Source organism: Saccharopolyspora sp. NPDC049357 (genome assembly GCF_040677225.1).
Taxonomy (GTDB): domain Bacteria; phylum Actinomycetota; class Actinomycetes; order Mycobacteriales; family Pseudonocardiaceae; genus Saccharopolyspora.
Genome location: NZ_JBFAQJ010000009.1, coordinates 78,090 through 99,913, shown reverse-complemented (window position 1 = coordinate 99,913; position 21,824 = coordinate 78,090). Strand labels below are relative to the sequence as shown.

At 69.5% G+C, this 21,824-nt stretch carries 23 protein-coding genes; 12 read left to right on the top strand and 11 right to left on the bottom strand.

Features of this window, described 5'->3' with window-relative positions; genetic code table 11:
* Window positions 1-187 precede the first annotated feature (187 nt).
* The 5 genes from AB0J91_RS10375 (at window position 188) to thpD (ending at window position 4,812) form a co-directional block, all read left to right on the top strand.
* Complete coding sequence (locus tag AB0J91_RS10375) at window positions 188-928, top strand: trypsin-like serine protease (protein WP_363866324.1); 741 nt, start codon at window positions 188-190, stop codon at window positions 926-928.
* A gap of 433 nt (window positions 929-1,361) precedes the next feature.
* The gene (gene ectA, locus AB0J91_RS10370; RefSeq protein WP_363793390.1) at window positions 1,362-1,841 is read left to right on the top strand and encodes a diaminobutyrate acetyltransferase; all 480 of its coding nucleotides are present in this window, start codon (window positions 1,362-1,364) and stop codon (window positions 1,839-1,841) included.
* Window positions 1,842-1,911: 70 nt separating this feature from the next.
* A complete protein-coding gene (gene ectB / locus AB0J91_RS10365; RefSeq protein ID WP_363866322.1) occupies window positions 1,912-3,159 on the top strand; it encodes a diaminobutyrate--2-oxoglutarate transaminase in 1,248 nt (415 codons plus the stop codon).
* A gap of 146 nt (window positions 3,160-3,305) precedes the next feature.
* Window positions 3,306-3,707: an ectoine synthase gene (locus AB0J91_RS10360; protein ID WP_363866319.1), complete on the top strand. Its 402-nt coding sequence runs from the start codon at window positions 3,306-3,308 to the stop codon at window positions 3,705-3,707.
* Between the two features lie 205 nt (window positions 3,708-3,912).
* Entirely contained in the window at window positions 3,913-4,812 is a 900-nt protein-coding gene (thpD, locus tag AB0J91_RS10355) for an ectoine hydroxylase (protein ID WP_363866316.1), read from the top strand.
* 98 nt (window positions 4,813-4,910) lie between these two features.
* On the opposite strand, the gene AB0J91_RS10350 is transcribed toward thpD, so the two are convergent.
* From AB0J91_RS10350 to AB0J91_RS10310, 9 genes are all read right to left on the bottom strand, one after another.
* Window positions 4,911-6,191: a hypothetical protein gene (locus tag AB0J91_RS10350; protein WP_363866314.1), complete on the bottom strand. Its 1,281-nt coding sequence runs from the start codon at window positions 6,189-6,191 to the stop codon at window positions 4,911-4,913.
* Between the two features lie 31 nt (window positions 6,192-6,222).
* Window positions 6,223-7,659 carry an MBOAT family protein gene (locus AB0J91_RS10345; RefSeq protein WP_363793422.1) on the bottom strand — a complete coding sequence of 479 codons (1,437 nt, stop codon included), beginning with the start codon at window positions 7,657-7,659 and terminating at the stop codon, window positions 6,223-6,225.
* A 107-nt stretch (window positions 7,660-7,766) separates the two neighbouring features.
* A complete protein-coding gene (gene rlmB, locus AB0J91_RS10340) occupies window positions 7,767-8,723 on the bottom strand; it encodes a 23S rRNA (guanosine(2251)-2'-O)-methyltransferase RlmB (RefSeq protein ID WP_363866311.1) in 957 nt (318 codons plus the stop codon).
* Between the two features lie 3 nt (window positions 8,724-8,726).
* Window positions 8,727-10,115, bottom strand: a complete 1,389-nt coding sequence (cysS, locus tag AB0J91_RS10335) for a cysteine--tRNA ligase (RefSeq protein WP_363866308.1) — start codon at window positions 10,113-10,115, stop codon at window positions 8,727-8,729.
* Between the two features lie 82 nt (window positions 10,116-10,197).
* Window positions 10,198-10,878: an HAD-IA family hydrolase gene (locus AB0J91_RS10330; protein ID WP_363866305.1), complete on the bottom strand. Its 681-nt coding sequence runs from the start codon at window positions 10,876-10,878 to the stop codon at window positions 10,198-10,200.
* 141 nt (window positions 10,879-11,019) lie between these two features.
* Window positions 11,020-11,256, bottom strand: a complete 237-nt coding sequence (locus AB0J91_RS10325) for a hypothetical protein (RefSeq protein WP_363793431.1) — start codon at window positions 11,254-11,256, stop codon at window positions 11,020-11,022.
* A 100-nt stretch (window positions 11,257-11,356) separates the two neighbouring features.
* Window positions 11,357-11,833, bottom strand: coding sequence for a 2-C-methyl-D-erythritol 2,4-cyclodiphosphate synthase (ispF, locus tag AB0J91_RS10320; protein WP_363866302.1), 477 nt, complete (start codon window positions 11,831-11,833; stop codon window positions 11,357-11,359).
* Window positions 11,830-12,522, bottom strand: coding sequence for a 2-C-methyl-D-erythritol 4-phosphate cytidylyltransferase (ispD, locus tag AB0J91_RS10315; RefSeq protein WP_363866299.1), 693 nt, complete (start codon window positions 12,520-12,522; stop codon window positions 11,830-11,832). The genes ispF and ispD overlap by 4 nt, the downstream gene beginning before the upstream one ends.
* A 19-nt stretch (window positions 12,523-12,541) precedes the next feature.
* On the bottom strand, window positions 12,542-13,030 hold the full coding sequence (locus AB0J91_RS10310) for a CarD family transcriptional regulator (protein WP_132623361.1): 489 nt from the start codon (window positions 13,028-13,030) through the stop codon (window positions 12,542-12,544).
* 299 nt (window positions 13,031-13,329) lie between these two features.
* Between AB0J91_RS10310 and AB0J91_RS10305 the strand changes: the two genes are divergently transcribed.
* Window positions 13,330-13,911, top strand: a complete 582-nt coding sequence (locus AB0J91_RS10305; RefSeq protein WP_363793436.1) for a hypothetical protein — start codon at window positions 13,330-13,332, stop codon at window positions 13,909-13,911.
* Between the two features lie 213 nt (window positions 13,912-14,124).
* Complete coding sequence (radA, locus tag AB0J91_RS10300; RefSeq protein WP_363866296.1) at window positions 14,125-15,513, top strand: DNA repair protein RadA; 1,389 nt, start codon at window positions 14,125-14,127, stop codon at window positions 15,511-15,513.
* On the opposite strand, the gene AB0J91_RS10295 is transcribed toward radA, so the two are convergent.
* Window positions 15,510-16,109: a hypothetical protein gene (locus tag AB0J91_RS10295; protein WP_363866293.1), complete on the bottom strand. Its 600-nt coding sequence runs from the start codon at window positions 16,107-16,109 to the stop codon at window positions 15,510-15,512. The two genes, radA and AB0J91_RS10295, sit on opposite strands and share 4 nt — an antisense overlap.
* Window positions 16,110-16,246: 137 nt before the next feature.
* Between AB0J91_RS10295 and AB0J91_RS10290 the strand changes: the two genes are divergently transcribed.
* The 5 genes from AB0J91_RS10290 to AB0J91_RS10270 all read left to right on the top strand — a co-directional run bounded on the left by AB0J91_RS10290 (window position 16,247) and on the right by AB0J91_RS10270 (window position 20,800).
* Window positions 16,247-17,149 carry an A/G-specific adenine glycosylase gene (locus AB0J91_RS10290; RefSeq protein WP_363866290.1) on the top strand — a complete coding sequence of 301 codons (903 nt, stop codon included), beginning with the start codon at window positions 16,247-16,249 and terminating at the stop codon, window positions 17,147-17,149.
* On the top strand, window positions 17,149-17,661 hold the full coding sequence (locus AB0J91_RS10285; RefSeq protein WP_363866287.1) for a 2'-5' RNA ligase family protein: 513 nt from the start codon (window positions 17,149-17,151) through the stop codon (window positions 17,659-17,661). Before AB0J91_RS10290 ends, AB0J91_RS10285 begins: the two co-directional genes overlap by 1 nt.
* Window positions 17,662-17,812: 151 nt before the next feature.
* Complete coding sequence (locus tag AB0J91_RS10280) at window positions 17,813-18,493, top strand: ATP-binding cassette domain-containing protein (protein WP_363866284.1); 681 nt, start codon at window positions 17,813-17,815, stop codon at window positions 18,491-18,493.
* On the top strand, window positions 18,490-20,430 hold the full coding sequence (locus AB0J91_RS10275) for a YhgE/Pip domain-containing protein (RefSeq protein WP_363866281.1): 1,941 nt from the start codon (window positions 18,490-18,492) through the stop codon (window positions 20,428-20,430). The genes AB0J91_RS10280 and AB0J91_RS10275 overlap by 4 nt, the downstream gene beginning before the upstream one ends.
* A 61-nt stretch (window positions 20,431-20,491) precedes the next feature.
* Window positions 20,492-20,800 (top strand): antibiotic biosynthesis monooxygenase, encoded by a 309-nt coding sequence (locus AB0J91_RS10270; protein WP_132674481.1) that lies wholly within the window; start codon window positions 20,492-20,494, stop codon window positions 20,798-20,800.
* 1 nt (window position 20,801) lies between these two features.
* On the opposite strand, the gene AB0J91_RS10265 is transcribed toward AB0J91_RS10270, so the two are convergent.
* Window positions 20,802-21,803 (bottom strand): endonuclease/exonuclease/phosphatase family protein, encoded by a 1,002-nt coding sequence (locus AB0J91_RS10265; RefSeq protein WP_363866278.1) that lies wholly within the window; start codon window positions 21,801-21,803, stop codon window positions 20,802-20,804.
* Window positions 21,804-21,824 lie beyond the last annotated feature (21 nt).

Here is a 21,824-nt window from a genome sequence, read left to right as displayed (position 1 = left end):
GATCTCCACGACTCCCGGTAGCCGGTCGAGATCGGCGGAGTCCGAATTCCGTTGGGAAATACGTGGAATTGCCACGCGGGTATTTCCCGGTAATTGGCGAGTTGTGCTCAAGCAATGGACAGCGCCACTCGGTCGAGTGAAGGTCGATTTCGGTCCTCGCCCAATCCGCGAACCGAAGGAGACCAACGTGTCGCTCGTCCGCAATCTCGCCGGACTCGCCGGTGCCGTGATCGCCGGCGGCCTGCTGGCGGTGCCCGCCCAGGCAGCAGCTGATACCACTCCGCAGGACGTCCAGCCGTACATCATCGATGGCCGCGAGGTGGACAGCGCGCCTTGGGCGGCCCGCCTGTTCGTCAACGACCAGGAGACCTGCACCGCTTCCATCATCGCCCCCGAGTGGGTCCTCACCGCTCAGCACTGCGTCGCCGACGCGGCCGACGGCAACGGCCTGAGCTTCAACATCGGCGACGTCGACCAGACCAAGGGTGAGCACGCCAACGCCATCCCGGGCGAGGTGCACATCCACGACACCGCCGACATCGCGCTGGTCAAGATCGACCACGCGGTGCAGACCGACTACGCGCCGCTGGGCGACGCGGGCACCGTCAACACCGGCGACACGGTCCAGACCTACGGCTGGGGCGCGACCTGCACCGACAAGCCCGAGATCGAGTGCCAGGCGCCGATCCTCAAGGTCGCCGACGTCAACGTGACCGGCGTCAACGGCGACTGCACCGACTACCGCGGCGGCCAGGCCATCTGCGCCTCGCGCGGTGACGGCATCCCGGCAGGCGGCGACTCGGGCGGCCCGATGTTCGCAGGTGACAAGCAGGTGGGCGTGGCCTCCACGAGCGACCGCGCGACCTCGACCGCCTACGTCAACATCACCGAGTACCGCGACTGGATCTCGTCGCTGGCCGGAGTCTGATCGACCTCCCTCCACGGGGACCCGGACGCAGGCACGGGTTCCCACACGCGGGCGCACTCGCCCGGGGCGTGCCGGCCCCGGAGAGTGCGCCCGCTGCCATTTCCACCGGATCTGACGGTATTCGCAACACCGGAAGATTTCCTGCCCGACGCTGATCGCTCACTCTTCAACTCACCGTTTGCGCAGGTCAGAGCTTGCCGGAAATTGTCCTGCAAATCCCCGAAGATAGGGGCTAGCACCGGCCGAGACGACGGATCAACGTTTCTGTAGTGCTTCTCACGTGTAAAATTGCGAATCGCCTGGTAGATGCCGGAAGAAAGGCGCCAGAACCTGACCCAAGACGGATGTTCTGTTAAGTTGGCAAAACATGACCGGCGATAAACCGAGCCATAAGCACGAAGATCGAAATGGCGGAAGCGGTTCAGCCGGACGGTTGGAGATCGACGCTCCGGTCGTCGCGGACGGCCCAGAGCTCTACCGGATCACCCAAGATTCGGCAGTGCTCGACGTGAACTCGTCCTACGCATATTTGCTGTGGTGCCGGGACTTCTCGCAGACCTCCGCGGTGGCGCGTGTCGACGGTGCGGTCGTGGGCTTCGTGACCGGATTCATCCGGCCCGACGCCCCGGACACCATCGTGGTGTGGCAGATCGCCGTCGACGCCTCCCAGCGCGGGGGTGGCGTGGCAGGCAAGCTGCTGAACCACCTGCTCGACCGCGTGCAGGGGCGCGGCGTGCGGTTCCTGGAGACCACGATCACCCCGGACAACGCCGCGTCGATCAAGCTATTCAGCGCACTGGCGCGCGACCGAGCCGCAGAGATCAACAGCAGCGAGTTGTTCACCGCTGACCTGTTCCCCGACTCGCATCTGGGGGAAGACCTGTACCGCATCGGGCCGCTCGACGCCGCCTGACTCAAGCACCCAATCTTGTTCGTCCCTGAAGCGCCGGGCGCCCGCGCGCCGTCGGCCGAACGGAGGATCCGTGAACGACATCTTCGCCACCCTTGAATCGGAAGTCCGCAGCTACAGCCGAACGTGGCCGACCACGTTCGACCGCGCGGTCGGCAGCTACCTCTACGACGTGGACGGCACCGGCTACCTCGACTTCTTCGCGGGCGCCGGAGCCCTCAACTACGGCCACAACAACCCGGCCCTGAAGCAGAAGCTGCTGGACTACATCGAGCGCGACGGCGTGACCCACGGACTCGACCAGGCCACCAAGGCCAAGGCCGAGTTCCTGGAGAGCTTCAGCTCCAACGTGCTCCAGCCGCGCGGCCTCAACTACAAGGTCCAGTTCCCCGGCCCGACGGGCACCAACTCGGTCGAGTCGGCGCTGAAACTGGCCCGCAAGATCACCGGCCGCGAGTCGATCATCAGCTTCACCAACGCCTTCCACGGCATGACGCTGGGCTCGCTGTCGGTCACCGGTAACTCGATGAAGCGCGGCGGCGCGGGCATCCCGCTGGTGCACGCCACCCCGATGCCCTACGACGACTACTTCGACGGCCAGGTGCCCGACTTCCTGTACTTCGAGCGCATGCTCGAGGACAGCGGTTCGGGCCTCAACGAGCCGGCGGCGGTCATCGTCGAGACGCTGCAGGGCGAGGGCGGCATCAACTCGTCCCGTCCCGAGTGGCTGCGCGGTCTCTACGACCTGTGCCAGAAGCACGGGATCCTGATGATCGTCGATGACGTGCAGATGGGTTGCGGCCGGACCGGTCCGTTCTTCTCCTTCGAGGAGGCCGGCATCAAGCCCGACATCGTCTGCCTGTCCAAGTCCATCGGCGGCTACGGCATGCCCCTCGCGCTGACGCTGATCAAGCCGGAGCACGACGTGTGGGAGCCCGGCGAGCACAACGGCACCTTCCGCGGCAACAACCCGGCCTTCGTGACCGCCAGCGAGGCGTTCCGCCTGTACTGGTCCGACGACACGCTGGAGAAGGCCACCATCGCCAAGGGCGAGCGCGTCGGCCAGGTGCTGGAGGAGATCGCCGCCGAGCACGGTGGCGCGATGGCCAAGGGCCGCGGTCTGGCCCGCGGTCTGGGCTTCGAGGACACCAACGTGGCGGGCAAGATCTCCAAGGCCGCGTTCGACCGGAAGCTCCTGATGGAGACCTCCGGTCCGTCCAGCGAGGTCCTGAAGATCATGCCGCCGCTGACCATCTCCGACGAGGAGCTGGAGAAGGGCTTGGCGATCGTTCGCGACTCCGTCAAGTCCGTTCTCGCCTGATTCGACGTTGAGCTCACGGGGTCGGGAGGGTGAAAAGGCCGTCGATCGGCTTTCACCTCTCCCGGCCCCGGCACGTCGTGCGGCAAGCTGCGTGTGGGCGAGTACCCGCGCAGTGCACCACTGAACAAAGATTCGCAGGAGGAAACGTGATCGTCCGGCACCTCTCGGATATCGAGGACACCGACGCCGACATCAAGACCGAGAACTGGCGCAGCAAGCGCATTCTCCTGGCCAAGGACAAGCTGGGCTTCTCGGTGCACGAGACCACGCTCTACGCCGGCACGGTGAACGACTTCTGGTACGCCAACCACATCGAGGCCGTGTTCATCACCGAGGGTGAGGGCGAAGTCGAGAACAAGGCGACCGGCGAGGTCCACCAGCTCAAGCCGGGCTCGATCTACGTGCTCAACGACGCGGACAAGCACCAGGTCCGCCCGAGGACGACCATGAAGACCGTGTGCGTGTTCAACCCGCCGGTCACCGGTCGTGAGGTCCACGACGAGAACGGCGTCTACCCGCTGATCGTCGAGGACGACGTCGCCAGCTGAGTTAAGCGACGCGCGCGGCGGGTACCCCGACAATAGGGGGACCCGCCGCGCTGTCTTTGACCACCAGGGTTTTCCCCACGCGTTGACGTGGGGGAACGCGGGCACTTGACGTGTGCCGCTTCTTACCGAGGAACCGAGAACGGCGGGCGGTGTCCACCAGGGCATCGGCCCGCTCCGGCGGGAATTCGCGAAGGAGGCGCAACCCATGACCCTCGCTGATCTGAGCACCACGGACCGCTACCCCACCCGGGGCTCCGATTCGACGCTGCTCGATCGAACCGATCCGACCGTCTGGTCCGGTGTTCGCACCGGCCCGGCCGCGCGCGACGAACTGGCCGCTCACGACGCCAAGGGCTTCCACGTGGTGGAGGGACTGCTGTCCCCCGCCGAAGTGCAGGCGCACTGGCAGGAGTTGGAGAGGCTGATGCGCGATGAGAGGGTCCGCAACGACGAACGCACCGTCGTCGAACGTTCGTCGAACGAAGTCCGCTCCATCTTCGAGGTCCACAAGATCAGCGACCGGATCGGGGCGCTCGCCCGCGATCCGCGAGTGCTGGACCGCGCCCGGCAGATCCTGGGTTCGGACGTGTACGTGCACCAGAGCCGGATCAACTTCATGCCCGGGTATCGCGGTACGGGTTTCTACTGGCACTCGGACTTCGAGACGTGGCACGCCGAGGACGGCATGCCGGCCATGCGCGCGGTCAGCATCTCGATCGCGCTGACCGACAACTACCCGTTCAACGGCGGACTGATGATCATGCCGGGCGCGCACCGCACGTTCGTGTCCTGCGCCGGTGAAACCCCGGAGGACAACTACAAGTCCTCGCTCAAGCAGCAGAAGGTCGGTGTCCCGTCCGAGGACAACATCACCAAGCTGGCCTACGAGCACGGGATCGAGCAGTTCACCGGCCAGGCGGGCTCGGCGCTGTGGTTCGACTCCAACTGCATGCACGGCTCGGGCAACAACATCACGCCCTACCCGCGCTCGAACATCTTCATCGTGTTCAACAGCGTGGACAACGCCCTGGTCGAGCCCTTCGCGGCCAAGTCCCCGCGACCGAACCACGTCGCGTCCAGGGACTTCACCCCCATGAGGCGCTGATCCGGAGGGTTGGTCACCAAGGGGCGGTTTTGGTCCGAACCGGCCATGATCGACGTCCGTTTCGTCCGGTCGGTTCGGACCAGGACCGCCCGCTGCCCTCACCTCACGGGGTGAGCGGCGAGGACCCTGCCGACCTCCGCCGCCGCAGCCGGGTCCAGGAGCGGGTACCTGCCTCCGGCCACGAAGCGCTCCGAGAGCTCGAAGGTGATCGTCTCGCCCTCCGCCAGGAAGTTCGCCGTGGCCTGGGCGTTCGTCGTGACGTTGTCGGGGTGCGTGATCGCGATGTCGGTGTGGGTCGCGGCGAGGTACGGGCTGGCGAACTGGCTGAACGAATCGCCCACCACGCGCACCGGCTTGGTGATCATGCCCGGCTTGGGCGCGGACTTCAGGTGCAGCGGCTGGTGGAAGTCGCTGGGCTTGAACTGCGTGTTGTCCTCGCCCCCGTCCGGCGCCAGCGAATAGGCCTGGATCGGCACCGTGCGGTCCTGCCCCAGCAGGTCAGGGATGTCCGCGGTGTGCGGGTACTGCCGCGACGGCGCCATCTTCCACGTGCCGGTGATCCCCGGGGACAGCCTCTCCGCGAGCTGGTAGACCATCGTCGCGCCGCCCTCGTGGGTCCAGTGCGTGTCGATGTCGTGGTAGATCGGGCGCCCGTTGCGCTCGGCTGCCTGCCGCAGCGGGGCGCGCAGATCGATCGCCCCGGTCGCCTTCGGGACCTCGCGCCAGAACGCCTCCCGCTCGGCGACGGAGCAGTCCTCGCCCGGGTAGGTCTCCGGCAGGTGCTCCGGGTACACAGTGGACTTGTCCGGGGCGATGACCAGCTGGAACCTCCGCCCCGACGACTCCACGGCCTTCCGCCAGGCGCGCAGCCCGGCGATCACCTCCTGGGTCGAGCGGGACGGAACGCAGCGGTAGGACACGTCGTGGCCCAGGTACAGCCAACCGTTCTCGCCCTCGATGACCGGCGGGAACACGCTCTCGTCGATCGGCGGCTTCGCGTCCACCTGCCCCGCGCCCACCGGCGAGCTGTGCGAGCCGCCCGCCAGCGGAGCCGGTTCGCCGAACACCCCCCTGCTGATGGCGTTGACCGCCTGCACCGCGCCCTTGCGGAACGGCAGGTGATCGGTGGCCCACCCGTTCAGACCGGTGAAGAATCCGAAACCCTCGGTGACGCTGGGGAACTCGGCCAGCGGCCGGTTCTCCAGCTGCTCCGGCCGCGCGCCGAACAACCAGCTGCTCAACGGGGCGCTGAAGAACGCCAACGCGCAGATCAACGCCACCAGCTGGCGCCTGCCGTGCCGAGGCCGGTGCAGCGGGTGTTCCCGCGGCAACCACGCCTCGTGCACCGGCGGCAGCTCAGGAATCCTCACGTCGCTCACGCCCTCTTGGAACCTGATCCATGAACAGCTCCTAGAACTGGTAGTACAGGAACGGGCTGAACGTGCCGGTGGCCACCAGCAGACCCGAGTAGCCCAGGCCCGCCGTGAGGACCGTCGCGCGCACCGCGTACGCCTCGCGGGTGCGGACGGCCTCCAGGAACGGGCCGGTGCCCGAGCCCGCGGGCAGCAGCACCACGATCAGCGCGACCAGCAGGAAGAACAGCCGCTGGTGGGTCACCGACGCCGAGACGATGTCGGTCAGCCCCGCCAGGTCCGGCACCAGCATGTGCCCCAGCATTCCCAGCGCGCTGCCCAGGTCCGGGGCGCGGAAGAACACCCAGCCGATCACCACGAGCAGCATCGTCAACGCCCGCCGGCCAAGCCGGAAGCGCCAGTCCGAGGGTGCCGTCGACCAGCCGAAACGGCGTTCCAGCACCAGCAGCGAACCGTGGAAGAGCCCCCACACCAGGTACGTCCACGCCGCGCCGTGCCAGAAACCGGTGAGCACGAAGATGATCGTCAGGTTCCGGTAGGTCTTCGCGGTGCCCAGCCGGTTGCCGCCGAGCGGGATGTAGACGTAGTCGCGGAACCAGCGCGACAGCGACATGTGCCAGCGCCGCCAGAACTCGGTGATCGTCACCGACGAGTAGGGCCGCGCGAAGTTCTCCGGCAGCCGGAACCCCAGCATCCGACCCAGCCCGATCGCCATGTCCGAGTAGCCGGAGAAGTCGAAGTACAGCTGCATCGTGTAGCCGATCGCGCCCAGCCAGGCGATCGCGAACGTCATGTCGTGAGCGGGAGTCGCGAAGCAGGCGTCGACCATCGGCGCCAGCGTGTCGGCGATGACGACCTTCTTCGTCAGACCCCACGCGAAGCGCGGGAAACCGGCCGCGATGTCGTCGAGCCGGTGCGTGCGGCGCTGCGGGAGCTGATCGGCGATCTCCCGGTAGCGCACGATCGGACCCGCCACCAGCTGCGGGAACATCGCGATGTAGGTGATGAACGAGACCGGGTCGCGCAGCGCGGGCCGCTCGCCCCGGTAGATGTCCACCACGTAGGAGATGTGGTGGAACGTGTAGAACGAGATCCCGATCGGCAGCGCCAGCTGCAGCACCGGGTAGTCGCCGCCGAACCAGCGCGCCAGCACCGCCAGCTGCTCGGTGGCGAATCCCGCGTACTTCCAGACCAGCAGGATCGTCAGGTTGAACGCGACCACGCCGACCAGCAGCCACCTGCGGCGTTCCCGCTGGCCCGGCCATTCGGCACCCGGTTCCAGGCGACGACCGGCCAGGAAGTTCACCGCGATGCACGCCAGCAGCAACAACGTCGTGCCGCCCGCACCGCTGGCGTAGAACACGAGGCTGGCGACCGCGACCACGACGTTGCGCCCGCTTCGAGGTGCCACCAGGACGACCGCGAGCACGGCCGGCAGGAAGAACCACAGGAACAGCGGTGAAGCGAACGACATGAAGGGCCTCGGTTGCGGGAGGCCCACGCCTCCTCGGTCGGTTACCGGAGAAGGAGCCTAACCGAGGCCCGCACGCCGCATGCCCGGAATGGACCGGGCTCTCACCCTCACCTGATCCGGCGCCGCCTGGCCACCTCGGACAGCACCACACCGGCCGCGACCGAGGCGTTGAGCGACTCGACACCGGCGGACATCGGGATCGACACCGTCTGGTCGCAGGTCTCCCGCACCAGGCGGGACAGGCCCCGGCCCTCCGAACCGACGACGACCACCAGTGGGCCGGTGGCCAGCTCCAGCTCGTCGGAGGTGATGTCGGAATCGGCGTCCAGGCCGATGACCATCAGCCCGGCTTCCTTGTAGTCCTTGAGCGTGCGAGTCAGGTTGACGGCCTTGGCGACCGGCAGCTTCGCCGCCGTGCCCGCGCTGGTCCGCCACGCCACCGCCGTGATGCCCGCGCTCCGGCGCTGCGGCACGACCACGCCGTGCGCGCCGAACGCGGCCGCCGAGCGGATCACCGCGCCCAGGTTGCGCGGGTCGGTGACTCCGTCCAGCGCCACGATCAGCGGCGGCAGACCGGTGTCCGTCGCGGCGGTCAGCACCTCGCCGGGGTGCGCGTACTCGAACGGCGGCACCTGCAGGGCCAGGCCCTGGTGCATCGCGTTGCTGGTCAGCCTGTCGAGCTCCACGCGCGGCACGTCGAGCACCGGGATGCCGCGGTTCTTGGCCTCGCGGACCGCCTCGGTGACGCGGTCGTCGACGTCGATGCCCTGCGCCACGTACATGCCGGTGGCCGGGACGCCCGCGCGGACGCACTCCACGACCGGGTTGCGCCCGGCGACCAGTTCAGGCGCGTTCTCGGCCGACGCCTGGCGCTTCGCGCGCTGCTGATCGGCCTTGGCGCGCTGGTCGGCGCGCTTCTTGGCCGGGTGCGTGACGCGGTCCTCCGCCTTCGGCGTCGGGCCCTTGCCCTTGAGACCGCGGCGTCGCTGCCCGCCGGAGCCGACGACCATGCCCTTCTTGTTGGTCTTGCGCACACCACCGCGGCGTTTGTCGTTGCCGGCCACGAGTTACCCGTCTTTCAATGTCCACGTCGGACCGTCGGGGGTGTCCTCGACGGCGATCCCGCCCTCCTGCAACCGGTCCCGCAGCAGGTCGGCGGTGGCGAAGTCGCGCTCCGCACGCGCCTTCTGGCGCTGTTCGAGCACCAACCGCACGGCTTCGCCGAGCGCGTCGTGCGCGGCGTTGCCGCCGCCCTCCGCCCACTGCGGGGACAGCGGGTCCAGACCGAGCACGCCGGTCATCGCGCGCACCGCGGAGGCGGCGGCGCGGGCCGCCTCGTCATCACCGCGGTCCAGCGCGGCGTTGCCCTCGCGGACCGCCGCGTGCACGGCTGCGGTGGCCTGCGGCGTGCCCAGGTCGTCGTCGAGGGCCTTGGCGAAGTCCTCGGAGACCTCGCTCGGCTCGACCGAACCGGTGCGGTCGACGACCTTGCGGACGAAGTTCTCGATCCGGCCGAACGCCGAAGCAGCCTCCTTCAGGCCCGCTTCGGAGAACTCGATCGTCGACCGGTAGTGCGGCGTCACCAGGTAGTAGCGCAGCTCGACGGCGCGGGCGCGCTCCAGCACCGCCGGGATGGACAGCACGTTGCCGAGCGACTTCGACATCTTCTCGCCGCTCATGGTGACCCACGCGTTGTGCATCCAGTACTGCGCGAACCCGTCACCCGCCGCGTTGGACTGCGCGAGCTCGTTCTCGTGGTGCGGGAACACCAGGTCCAGGCCGCCGCCGTGGATGTCGAACTCGCCGCCCAGGTAGAAGGTGGCCATCGCCGAGCACTCCAGGTGCCAGCCCGGACGCCCGTGACCCCACGGCGTCGGCCAGCTCGGCTCACCCGGCTTGGCGGCCTTCCACAGCGTGAAGTCACGCGGGTCGCGCTTGCCGGAGGCCAGCGACTCGCCCTGCTGCACCTCGTCGAGGCGCTGCCCGGACAGCCGGCCGTACTCGTCGCCGTAGGAGGCGACGTCGAAGTAGACGTCACCGCCGGAGGCGTAGGCGTGACCCTTGTCGATCAGGCGCTGGATCAGGTCGATCATCTGCGTGACGTGCCCGGTGGCGCGCGGCAGCACCGACGGCGGCAGGCATCCCAGCCGGTCGTAGGCCGACTCGAAAGCGCGCTCGTGCGTGGAGGCCCACTCCCACCAGGGCCGACCGGCGTCGGCGGCCTTGGTGAGGATCTTGTCGTCGATGTCGGTGACGTTGCGCACCAGGCGCACGTCGTAGCCCGAGTGCTGCAACCAGCGCCGCAGCACGTCGAAGTTCAGCCCGCTGCGGACGTGGCCGACGTGCGGAACGCCTTGCACGGTGGCACCACAGACATAGATCGACGCCACTCCGTCGCAGCGCGGGTGGAACTCGCGCGTCGTGCGGGTCGCTGTGTCATGTAGGTGCAGGCTCACGCCCCCGATGGTACGGGGAAGCACTTCGGGGCAATCACGACAGGCCGATTGTCGTCAAGGGCGATCTGGAAGGTGGGACGCCTCAGCTCAGCAGATCTCCGACCGCGTCGATCAAGCCGGTCCGGCGCTCGGTGGTGGGAGCGGGGTCGACGATCGCGACCTTGCACCCGACACCGGCCGCGCCGCCGTCGGCCTCCACGCTGTCGCCGACCATCAGCGCCTCCTCCGGGGCGACGCCGAGGCGTTCGCAGGCCCGCAGGAAGATCTTCGGGTCCGGCTTGATCACCTCTTCGAGGTAGGACAGCAGGAACTCGTCGACGTGCTTGCTGACGTCGAGCCGGTCGAAGGCCGGGCGGATGTCGAAGGCGATGTTGCTGATCACGCCGACCTTCACGCCCTGCTCGTGCAACCGGCGCAGCACCTCGGCGGTGTCCGGGTACGGGGTCCACTGATCGGGGTCGATCAGCCGCGCGTAGAGGCTCTCGGCCTGGGCGTTCGGGACTCCGGAGCTGCGCAGCACCTCGACGTAGACCTTGCGGTGCAGCACGGGGTCGAGGTCGCGGTTCTCCCAGGCTTCGATGAACTCGTCACCGAGCTCGGTGATCCGACCGGTCGGAGCGGTCATCCGGCGCATGATCTCGGCCTGCGCGGAGAGGTCGAAGGGGCTGCCGTCGGCGTCGGTGAGGTCGGAGTACCAGGACGCGTTCTCCTCCAGGCGGAACAGGGTGCCGGAGAAGTCGAAGATCACCGCTCGCAGAGTCACACCGGCAACGGTATGCGGGTTCGGCGAAGCGGACATGAACATGCGGCCAACCTCACGACCAGGAACGAGGATTTCCCCCGTTCGCCGCGTCCCGCTCCGGGAGCAGGCCGATCCGGAGCGAACATCGACGCCCTCTTCAGGCTAGAACTGCCCGCACTGGATCCGAGATTCCGGATTGTGGAAGTGGCGGCTCTGGTCGTTCTTCATCGGGAGGACGATGGCCGCAACGCTCGCCGAGGCGCTCAGCCACAGCAGCACGACCGCCAGCGCGAGGTCGAGCTCGTCGCCGAGCGACCAGAGCACGACCGACACCGGCCACAACACCAAGGGCTGCACAACGAGCAGCCGACGCACCCACCGGTTCCGCTCGATCAACATGATTCGAGCATCGCGCGCCCGGACCCCTGATCAGAAGAGCGCGGCCCCTGAGTTTTCCCGGACTCCAACTACCCGACACACCGGGGTACCTGCCCGTTACTCAGCGGAAAACCAACGCGGTCGCGACCGCCGCGATGCCCTCGCCACGCCCGGTCAGGCCCAGTCCGTCCGAGGTCGTGCCCGCGACCGACACCGGAGCTCCGACCGCCTTCGACAGCACCTGCTGCGCCTCCTCGCGACGCTTGCCGATACGCGGCGCGTTGCCGATCACCTGAACAGCCGCGTTGCCGATCGCGTACCCGGCGGCGTCGATCCGGGAGCGGACCTCCTCCAGCAGCTCCGCGCCGTGCGCGCCGGCCCAGCGATCGTCGCCGGTCCCGAACACCGCGCCCAGGTCGCCCAGGCCCGACGCCGACAGCAGCGCGTCGCACAGCGCGTGCGAGGCCACGTCGCCGTCGGAGTGCCCGGCGCAGCCGTCCGCACCCGGCCACTGCAGCCCGGCGATCCAGCACTCGCGCCCGGCCTCGACCGGATGCACGTCGACACCCTGCCCGACGAACGGCAGACGATCAGTCACTTGGGGGAACTCTCCTCGGTGGCCAGCACGGCCTCGGCGATCGCCAGGTCGAACGCGGTCGTGATCTTCAGTGCGTCGGGATGCCCGTCGACGGTGCGCACCTTGCCCCCGACGCGCTCGACCAGCCCGGCGTCGTCGGTGGCGATGTCGCCCGCGGCGGCGTAGGCCTGCCGCAGCACGTCGATGTTGAAGCCCTGAGGGGTTTGCACCGCGCGCAGCGGTGCGCGGTCGACGGTCTCCACGACCGTTCCCGACTCGTCGACCTTCTTGATCGTGTCCGTCACGGGGAGCACCGGGATCACGGCGGGCGCACCGGCCTCCACCGCGGACACGACATCGCGAATCATGGTCGCCGGGGTGAAGCACCGCGCGGCGTCGTGCACCAGCACGACGCGGGCATCCGGAGCCACCTCCGCGACAGCGCTCAGCGCCAGGCGCACCGAGTCGGTTCGCTCGGCACCGCCTGGCACCACGTGCGCGTTCGGCAGCGTGGCGAGCTCCGCCGCCACGACCTCGACCTGGTCGGGCGGCGATGCCACCACGACGTGCTGCACGCAGCCCGAGCCCAGCAGGCCCCGGACCGCGCGCAGCAGTAAAGACTCACCCTTCACCGGAACCAGCGCCTTGGGCGTGCCCAGCCCCAGACGCACCCCGCGACCAGCTGCGGGGACCAGCGCGACAACGCTCACGCTTCAGCCGTTCCGATGATCAAACCGCGGCGGCGAGGACTTCGTCCAGCAGTGTTTCCGCCTTGCCTTCGTCAGTGCCCTCCGCCAGCGCCAATTCGCTGACCAGGATCTGACGGGCTTTCGCCAGCATTCGCTTCTCGCCTGCGGACAGGCCACGATCCTTCTCGCGTCGCCAGAGGTCGCGCACCACTTCGGCCACCTTGTTCACATCGCCGGAGGCGAGTTTCTCGAGGTTGGCCTTGTACCGACGAGACCAGTTCGTGGGCTCTTCGGTGTGCGGGGCCCGCAGCACGTCGAAGACTCGATCCAGACCCTCTTGACCGACGACGTCCCGAACACCGACGATCTCGGCGTTGTCCGCGGGAACGCGCACCGTCAGGTCGCCCTGCGCGACCTTGAGGACGAGGTACTGCTTCTCCTCGCCCTTGATCACACGAGTCTCGATTGCTTCGATGAGCGCGGCACCGTGGTGCGGGTAGACGACGGTCTCTCCGACCTTGAAAACCATGTGTCCTCTGCCCCTTTCGCTGCCCCCACTTTACCACGTAAGGCAACCGGGCTTCGACCACCTCGCCATCCGTAATCGCAGGTCAGAGCATGGACGGGACTTGACAAGACCTGCTCCGACGTGCAATGCAGCTCCTTTCGGCCCTGTGAAACCATCCACTATGGACCGTCCAGACGGGTGGTCTCCCGGGCCTGTCGGAGCTCCGCGATACGTAGTTCGGCAAGCCCCTGCACGACCCCCGGGGGGTGGGGATTAAGCTCCACGTGGTTGTCCGGCAATCAGGAAGGGACGCTGCAACCGTGAGCCGCCCTCAGCACCTCAAGGCCGTCCGCCTGCGGTTGATCCCGGCCGCACTCGGACTCGGCGCCGTCGTCGCCCTCGCTGGCTGCAGTGCCGGTCAGATCACCGAGACCGACACGCAGGTCGCCGCAGTCAACGGCGGCAGCGGTGACGCGAAGCAGGTCGCCGTCCGCAACGCCACGCTCTCCTTCCCGACCGAGGGCGCGTTCTACCGCGCCGGCTCGTCGGCACCGCTGGAGCTCGTCCTGAGCAACCAGGGCCCGAACGACAAGCTCGTGCAGGTCACGAGCCCGTACGCGGCATCTGCGCAGGTCAGCGGCACCAGCGACCTCCCGAGCCGCACCGCTCTGCACGCGACCGGACCGTCGGCGCAGCCGGCGAGCGCCGGTCAGCGCACGGTGCAGATCACGCTGAACGGGCTCAAGCAGGACATCACGCCCGGCGTGACCGTCCCGGTGACGTTCGTGTTCGCGCAGGCCGGTCAGGTCACCGTGCAGGTGCCGATCGGCGAGGACCACAACCCGCGCCCTGAGCACGGCAGCCCCACCCCCGGCGGTCACCAGGCCGGCGGCGGTCACTGACCCACCACCTCACCTGAAGCCCGGAGCGCTCCACGAGCACTCCGGGCTTCAGCGCGTTCACACCCCTTCTCCCCCACACCACCCAACCCCCAACCCGGATTACGGCCGTTTTCCGGGGTGGATCGCTGGTGCGGTCGGGGGCACCGCTCGCGGGAGGTTGGTGTCCGCGAGTCGGGTGGGGTGATCGTCGGGGTGGGTGGATAGCCTCGGCGCGTGCCGCCCAAGACTCGTTCTCCTCGTCCTGCGTTCCGCTGCGCCGATTGCGGCCATGAGGTCGCCAAGTGGGTCGGCCGGTGCCCCGGGTGTCAGGCGTGGGGAACCATCGAGGAGGCCGCCGCAGCCCGGCCTGCGCTGGCGAAGGTCTCGGCCGGGGCGCCGAGCACCCCCGCGCGGCCGATCGCCGAGGTCGACCTGGACTCGGCGCGGTCGGTGTCGACCGGCATCGGCGAGCTGGACCGGGTGCTGGGCGGAGGGATCGTGCCCGGAGCCGTCGTGCTGCTCGCCGGAGAGCCAGGTGTGGGGAAGAGCACACTTCTGCTGGAGGTCGCGCACCGATGGGCCTCCGGGTCCTCGCCCGGCGCGTCCCTGTACGTCACCGGCGAGGAATCAGCGGGTCAGGTCCGGCTTCGAGCCGAGCGGACCGACTCGGTGCACCCCGAGCTGTTCCTGGGCGCCGAGAGCGACCTGTCGGCGGTGCTGGGGCACGTCGACGCGGTCAAGCCCGGCCTGCTGATCGTCGACTCCGTGCAGACCGTCCAGTCGCCCGACGCCGACGGCAGTCCCGGCGGCGTGACGCAGGTGCGCGCGGTGACCACGGCGCTGGTGGCGCTGGCCAAGGAGCGCGGGCTCCCGGTCGTGCTGGTCGGGCACGTCACCAAGGACGGCGCGGTCGCCGGGCCTCGGGTGCTGGAGCACCTGGTGGACGTGGTGCTGCAGTTCGAGGGCGACCGGCACTCCTCGCTGCGGATGCTGCGCGGCGTGAAGAACCGCTTCGGCCCGTCCGACGAGGTCGGCTGCTTCGAGCAGCGCGACGACGGCATCGCCGAGGTGCTGGACCCGTCGGGCCTGTTCATCAACCGGCAGGAAGCCGCAGTGGACGGAACAGCGGTGACCGTCATGGTCGAGGGCAAGCGCCCGCTGCTGGTGGAGATCCAGGCACTGCTGATGAAGACCGAGATGGCCATGCCGCGCCGGTCGGTGAGCGGGCTGGACTCGGCGCGGGTGTCGATGATGCTGGCGGTGCTGGGCAAGCACGGGCACATCCCGACCGGCTCGCACGACGTGTTCGCCGCGACGGTCGGGGGCACCAAGATCGGTGAGCCCGCCGCCGACCTGGCGATCGCGATGGCCGTCGCGTCCTCCCAGACGGGACGGCCTCTGCCGCCGAACCTGGTGGTGATCGGCGAGGTCGGACTCGCGGGTGAGATCCGCCGGGTCAACGGCGTGGGTCGGCGGTTGGCGGAAGCCGCGAGGCTCGGGTTCGACCGCGCGCTGGTGCCACCGGATCCGGGCCCGCTGCCCAAGGGCATCAAGGTCACCGAGGTCGCGACCATCAAGGACGCGCTGAAGCTGGTCCGCCGCCGCAAGCAGGATTCGGACTAGGGGATCACCCGGAACGGGGTCGGCGCGCTGGCGATCGAGGTGAGCCGGGCGACGGCCAGGTAGTCGCCGGGTGGGACCCGCTCCTGACGGGCGGTGCAGCCCGGCTCCGAGCTCAGGCCCTGCCAGAGCACGTCGTTGCGGACCGGTTTGCCGGGTTCGAGGACCGGCCGCTCGTTGGTCGATTCCGCGTAGCAGTCGTTGCTGGACCACACGTGGCGTCCGGCCGGGGTGGTCACCTCGATCTCGCGGAGCATCCGGTTGAGGTCGCGCACGCAGGGGCGGGGGCCGATGTTGGTGACGACGACGGCGAGTCCGATCCGCTCGCCCGTCCGGAACGTCGGATGCCCGGCTTCGGAGGCCACCCGCAGCGTCTGGTCCGGGCACGCCTCCGGCCCGCTGTCGGCGGCCACCGCCACGGGCTGTTCCGGCGGTCTGGCCGTGTGCTGCTGCGTCGTGGCTGACGGTTCACCGGTGCCGGTGGTCAGGGCGACCACGCCCCACCCGAGCAGTGCCACGACTAACACGGAGACGGATATCGCCACGGCGCGGCGGCGCCAGTACACCGCAGGGGGCAACGGGCCGTTCGGATCAAGCACGAACCGACCGTAACCCGACGGATACTCAGAATGGACCTCTAGATGATCGCCCGATGGGGCGTATCCACTACTGCTGAACGTGATCAACGGCCTTCTTTCGGGCGATCACCGATCGCCTGGCAGTATCTGAAGACGCCATGAACACTCCCACCACCGGAGCCGACATCCGGCTCGACCTCGACGCCCTGGCCGACTGGTTCACCGCCACCGCCCGCCCGCTGCCCTGGCGCGCCGCGGGCGTGACGGGCTGGGGTGTGCTGGTCAGCGAGACGATGCTGCAGCAGACGCCGGTCAACCGCGTGCAGCCGATCTGGGAGGAGTGGATGCGCCGCTGGCCGCGTCCCTCCGACCTCGCCGCCGAACCGCAGGGCGAAGTGCTGCGCGCGTGGGGCAAGCTCGGCTACCCGCGTCGCGCCTTGCGCCTGCACGAGGCCGCCGCGACGATCGCCGCCGAGCACGGCGACGTGGTGCCCTCCGATGTGGACACCCTGCTCGCGCTGCCCGGCATCGGCGCCTACACGGCTCGCGCCGTCGCGGCCTTCGCCTACGGCAGGCGCGCTCCCGTCGTCGACACCAACGTCCGCCGGGTCGTGGCCCGCGCGGTGCACGGCGCCGGCGACGCGGGCCCGCCGTCGACCAACCGCGATCTCGCCGACGTGGACGCGCTGCTGCCCGCCGAGGACGCACCCGCGGCGACGCTGTCGGCGGCGTTGATGGAGCTCGGGCAGGTCGTGTGCACGGTCCGCTCGCCGAGCTGCGAGCGGTGCCCGATCGCCGCCGACTGCGCCTGGCAGCACAACGGCCGACCGGCCTACGCGGGCCCGCCGAAGAAGGTGCAGAAGTTCGCGGGCACCGACCGGCAGGTGCGCGGCAGGCTGCTGGACGTGCTGCGCGGCTCGACCGGCCCGGTCACCCGCGATCAGCTCGACGCTGCGTGGAACGAGGCCGGTCAGCGCGATCGCTGCCTGGACTCCCTGCTGGTGGACGGGCTCGTCGAGCAGACCGACGACGGCCGCTTCGCGCTCCCCGGAGAGCGCTGATGGCCGACGCGCTGGTGTTCCACTTCGACGACGAGACCGAGGGGCGGATCCGCGACCTCTGGAAACGCCTCGGCGAAGCCGGAATCCCCGGCGCCGGCGATCGTCCGAGGGTGACGCTCGCCGTCGCGGGCAGCATCCCTCCCCCGGCGCGCAAGGCGCTGCGCAGCGAGCTGGAGCTGCTGTCGATCCCCGATCTGTGGCTGCACACGCTGGGCACTCTGCCCGGTGACGAGCGGATGCTGCTGCTGGGCGCGGTCGTCGACACCGAGCTGCTGGCGGTGCACTCGGCCGTGCACGACGTGCTGGCGGGCAAGGTGAAAAACCCGTCGGCCTACTACTTCCCGGGTGCCTGGATCCCCTGCTGCGTGCTCGCCGAGGACCTCGACACCGACCAGCTGGCCGCCGCCTTCAGCACCCTGCTCCCGCCCGAGCCGGTGCGCGCAGCGGTTCGCAAGATCAGCATCGTGGACACCGGCACCGGAGACGCGGAAACCCTTCTGACGACCAGGTAGCCGTCGGTTGAGCGACGAAGTCGCTTTCTCCTCACCTGAGCAACCGCGCCGCCCAGCAGGCCGACCACGATCTTTCCGCTGAAGTTGCCGACCTTGGGCTGAACGGCCACTTTGGACGTGCAGGACCTCCACTACCGCAGGAGGAGGGTTCATGTACGTCCTCGGCGCGGGAATCCTCGCGCACGGGATCGCCGCGAAGGGACCGGAAGGCGTCGTGTTCGCCAACCTGGATCTTCGCGTCGAGCCCGGTTCGCTGACCGTGGTGACCGGGCCGAGCGGTTCCGGGCGCACGTCGCTGCTGCTGGTGCTGTGCGGGCGGCTGCGGATCATCACCGGCGAGCTGGACGTCGACGGGTTCCCGCTGCCGCGCAAGGCCCGCAAGGTGCGCAAGCTGATCCGGCCGGCCCGGCTGCGGCCGGGCTGCGAGCTGGAGCAGCGGCACCGGGTCCGGGAGGCGATCACCGAGCGCAGGCTGATCAGCGGCACCAACAAGGCCTCCATCGAACTGGGGCTGGAGCTCGTCGGGCTGGACGTGGACCGGTCGCTGCTGGTCGGCGAGCTGCCCGCGGAGGAGCAGCTGCTGCTCGCGGTCGCTCTCGCCGCCGCCCCGGCGCCCGCCGGGATCGTGGTGGACGACGTCGACGCGGGCCTCACCCAGTCCGGCCGGGCGCGGGTGTGGGCGGCGCTGCGCGAGGTCACGCGGATCGGGATGACGGTGATCGCCAGCTCCACCGACCGCCCTCCCGGGGACGTCAACGTGGTGCGCCTGCCCGCGGGCCGGTTCTACGAGCCGACCGCGGAGATCGAGCTGGCGGAAAAGGCCGCCAGGTGAGGGCCGTTCGGCTCGCCTGGCTGGAGTTGCGGCGCTTCCGCGGCCCGCTGCTCCGGCTGGTCCCGCTGGTCCTGATCCTGGTGCCGCTGCTGTACGGGGCGCTGTACCTGTGGTCGAACTGGGACCCCTACGGCAAGCTCAACCGGGTTCCGGTGGCGGTGGTCAACAACGACCGGGCGGTGGACCGCAACGGGGAGCACCTCGACGCCGGCGTGCAGTTCATCAGGCAGCTCAAGGTCAACGACGTCTTCGACTGGCGCTTCGTGCGCGGCACCGAGGCTCGGCGCGGACTCGCCGAGGGGCACTACTACTTCGTCATCGAGGTCCCGTCCGATTTCAGCGCCAAGCTGGCGGCTGCCGCCGACGGTGATCCGAAGCGGGCGGCGGTGCGGCTGACGAAGAACGACGCCAACGGCTACATCGCCGGGATCATGGCCGACACCGTCAAGACCGAGCTGCAGAACCAGATCAACGCCGCCGCGCACGCCAGCTACGCCCGCGCCCTCTACGGCGAGCTCGGCCAGATGCGGGAGAAGCTGCACGCCGCCTCGGAGGCGTCGAAGAGGCTCGTCGAAGGCACCGAGCTGAGCAGGCAGGGCACGGCCGCGCTCACCCGGGGCCTCGGCGGGGTGCGGGACGGCACGAGCCTGGTCTCCAACGGCGTGCGGGACATCTCGGCGGCGACGGGCCAGCTGGACCGCCAGCTGAACAGCGTCGCGGACTTCACCACCGATCAGCTCCCCGGTGCGGTCAACGCGCTGGTCAACGCCAGCGGTGTCGCGGTCAGCGGGCTGACGTCGATCTCCACCGCGACGGGGCTGCTGGAGCAGCAGGCCGCCGACGGGCTCTCCGCGGTGCAGCGGCTCGGTTCGTCGCACCCCGAGCTGCGCGGTGATCCGGTCTACCAGCAGGCCCTGGACACCTCCCGCCGACTCGCCGGTGGCGCGTCGGCGGCGGACTCCCGGGCGAGGGAGTCGCTGCGGACCGCGGAGGAGGCCAGCCGCCGGGCGCGGGCGCTGCAGGCCAGCATGGGGCCGCTGCAGGAGCGGGTCCGGTCGATCACCGCGCCGGTGGACACCCTGCACTCCGGGACGACGCAAGTGGCGGCGGGGTCGCAGGGCATCACCGGCGGCTTGAACTCGCTGGTGGCGGGCGGCAACGTGCTGCAGACGGGCGCGGGTCAGCTCAACGGCGGCTCGAAGGAGCTGCAGAAGATGATCAACGACACGCTGCGCCGGATCCCTCCCACCAACCCGACCCAGGTCGCGCAGGCGGCCGACGTCATGGGATCGCCGACCGAGATCAGCACCGCGAACCTCAACCCCGCTCACGTCTACGGGCGCGGTCTGGCCCCGTTCTTCTTCGCGATCGCGCTGTGGGTGTTCGGGCTGTTCGCGTACCTGCTGCTCAAGCCGGTCAACCTGCGGGCGCTGGCGGACAGGATCAACCCGTTCTCGATCGCCGTCGCCGGGTTGCTGCCCGCTGCGGCGCTCGGCGTGATCGGCGGCCTGGTGCTGTTCGCGGTGGTCAACTTCGGGCTCGGGCTCGATCCGGTGCACGTGCCCTGGACGCTCGGGATCCTGTCGCTGGCGGCGGTGACCTTCGTGTCCATCGACCACCTGCTGCGCACCGCGCTCGGCGCGATCGGCGACCTGCTGTCGCTGGTGCTGCTGATCGTGCAGCTCACCGCGTGCGGCGGTCTGTACCCGATGGAGACGACACCGGGCCCGTTCCAGGCGATCCACCCGTTCCTGCCGATGACCTACCTGGTCGACGGGTTGCGGGTGACGATCTCCGGCGGCCTGGCGATGCACCTGTACCGGGACGTGGCCGTGCTGGGTGGCGTGCTGCTGGGGGTGGTCCTGCTGACGACGCTCGTGGTGCACCGGCAGCGCACGTGGACGCTGGGACGCCTGCACCCGCAGATCGAGCTGTGAGCAACGGCAGTGAGATCGACGAGACACGGTGCTCGGCGGGAAACGCTCGTAGGGTTGAGCCATGGCTGTTGTGAAGATCAATGCGATCGAGGTCCCCGAAGGTGCCGGCCCGGAGCTGGAGAAGCGCTTCGCCTCCCGCCACGGCTCGGTCGACGACGCTCCCGGCTTCCTGGGATTCGAGCTGCTGCGCCCGGTCAAGGGCGACGACCGGTACTTCGTCTACACGAAGTGGGAGACCGAGGAGGACTTCCAGAACTGGGCCAACGGACCGGCCAAGGAAGCCCACGCCGGCGAGCGGAAGAACCCCGTCGCCTCCGGCTCCAGCCTGCTGGAGTTCGAGGTCGTGCTGGGCTCGCACCCGGAGAAGTGAATCAGCCGGCGACGCGCAGGGTCGTGAACACGGCCCTGTGGTCGCTGCCTGGGATGTCGATGACCTCGTAGTCCTCCGCGCGAACGCCGCCGGAGGAGAGCACGTGGTCGATGGCGACCGGTGGTGCCGTCCAGCTCGCGGGCCACGTCGGCGTCAAGCCCGCGCCCACCGTGGAGGCGGCGTCGAGGTAGCCGCGGCCGATGAGGTCCTTGAGCCGGGTGTGGTCGAGGGTCGCGTTGAAGTCGCCCGCCATCACCCGCGGCTGCCCGGTCAGCGAGGGCTCGGGCAGCGCGACCAGGTCGTGCGCCCAGACCGTCGCGGTGTCGGCGCCCATCGGGTAGAGCGGGTGCACCGCCACGAACTCCACGTCCCGGCCCACAGGCACGTCCACCAGCGCTGACGGTTGCGCCAGCGTCGTCCGAGGCACCAGCGCGAGCTCGCGGAGCGGGTAGCGGGAGACGATCCCGGTGCCGTCGGCCTTCGGGCCCGGCTGCAGGACCCGGTTCGGCAGCTCCGCGAACAGGCCTGCCCGCTCCAGCTCGGCGACCATCTCCGGGGTCAGCTCCTGGAGGCTGAGCACGTCCACGCGCCTGCCCCGGACCTCCTCGACGATCTCAGCCGCGTCGGCGCCGCCGAAGTAGGTGTTGACCGACAGCACGCGCAGCGGTTCGCCCTCGGCCGCGACCGGGTCCGGCAGCACGCGCGGGACGACGGTGTAGATCAGCGCGGCCGTCGCGAGCAGCGCGAAGAGCACGTTCAGCCAGCGCCGCAGCAGCAGCCCCAGCAGCACCAGCACCGCCCCGGCGACCACCGCGTACGGGGTCAGCGCGGTCAGCGCCACGGTGTAGCGCTCCACGTCGAGCTCGACGATCGGCAGCGCCGCCCAGCCCAGGAAGGCCAGCGTGAGCAGCGACAGCAGCGCCGTCGTGCAGCCACCGCCGGGTTTGCGGGCGACGTCGTCGTCCACCGGCTCGTCGACCACCTCGTGCGCCGTGCGCGTCATCCTTGCCTCCGTCTGCTCCCC

Excerpts from the sequence above, each read along its gene's own strand:
- thpD (WP_363866316.1), top strand. The coding sequence starts at position 3,913 with ATGACCCTCGCTGATCTGAGCACCACGGACCGCTACCCCACCCGGGGC.
- AB0J91_RS10345 (WP_363793422.1), bottom strand. The coding sequence starts at position 7,659 with ATGTCGTTCGCTTCACCGCTGTTCCTGTGGTTCTTCCTGCCGGCCGTG.
- AB0J91_RS10325 (WP_363793431.1), bottom strand. The coding sequence starts at position 11,256 with ATGTTGATCGAGCGGAACCGGTGGGTGCGTCGGCTGCTCGTTGTGCAG.
- AB0J91_RS10310 (WP_132623361.1), bottom strand. The coding sequence starts at position 13,030 with ATGGTTTTCAAGGTCGGAGAGACCGTCGTCTACCCGCACCACGGTGCC.
- AB0J91_RS10290 (WP_363866290.1), top strand. The coding sequence starts at position 16,247 with ATGAACACTCCCACCACCGGAGCCGACATCCGGCTCGACCTCGACGCC.
- AB0J91_RS10285 (WP_363866287.1), top strand. The coding sequence starts at position 17,149 with ATGGCCGACGCGCTGGTGTTCCACTTCGACGACGAGACCGAGGGGCGG.
- AB0J91_RS10280 (WP_363866284.1), top strand. The coding sequence starts at position 17,813 with ATGTACGTCCTCGGCGCGGGAATCCTCGCGCACGGGATCGCCGCGAAG.
- AB0J91_RS10270 (WP_132674481.1), top strand. The coding sequence starts at position 20,492 with ATGGCTGTTGTGAAGATCAATGCGATCGAGGTCCCCGAAGGTGCCGGC.
- AB0J91_RS10265 (WP_363866278.1), bottom strand. The coding sequence starts at position 21,803 with ATGACGCGCACGGCGCACGAGGTGGTCGACGAGCCGGTGGACGACGAC.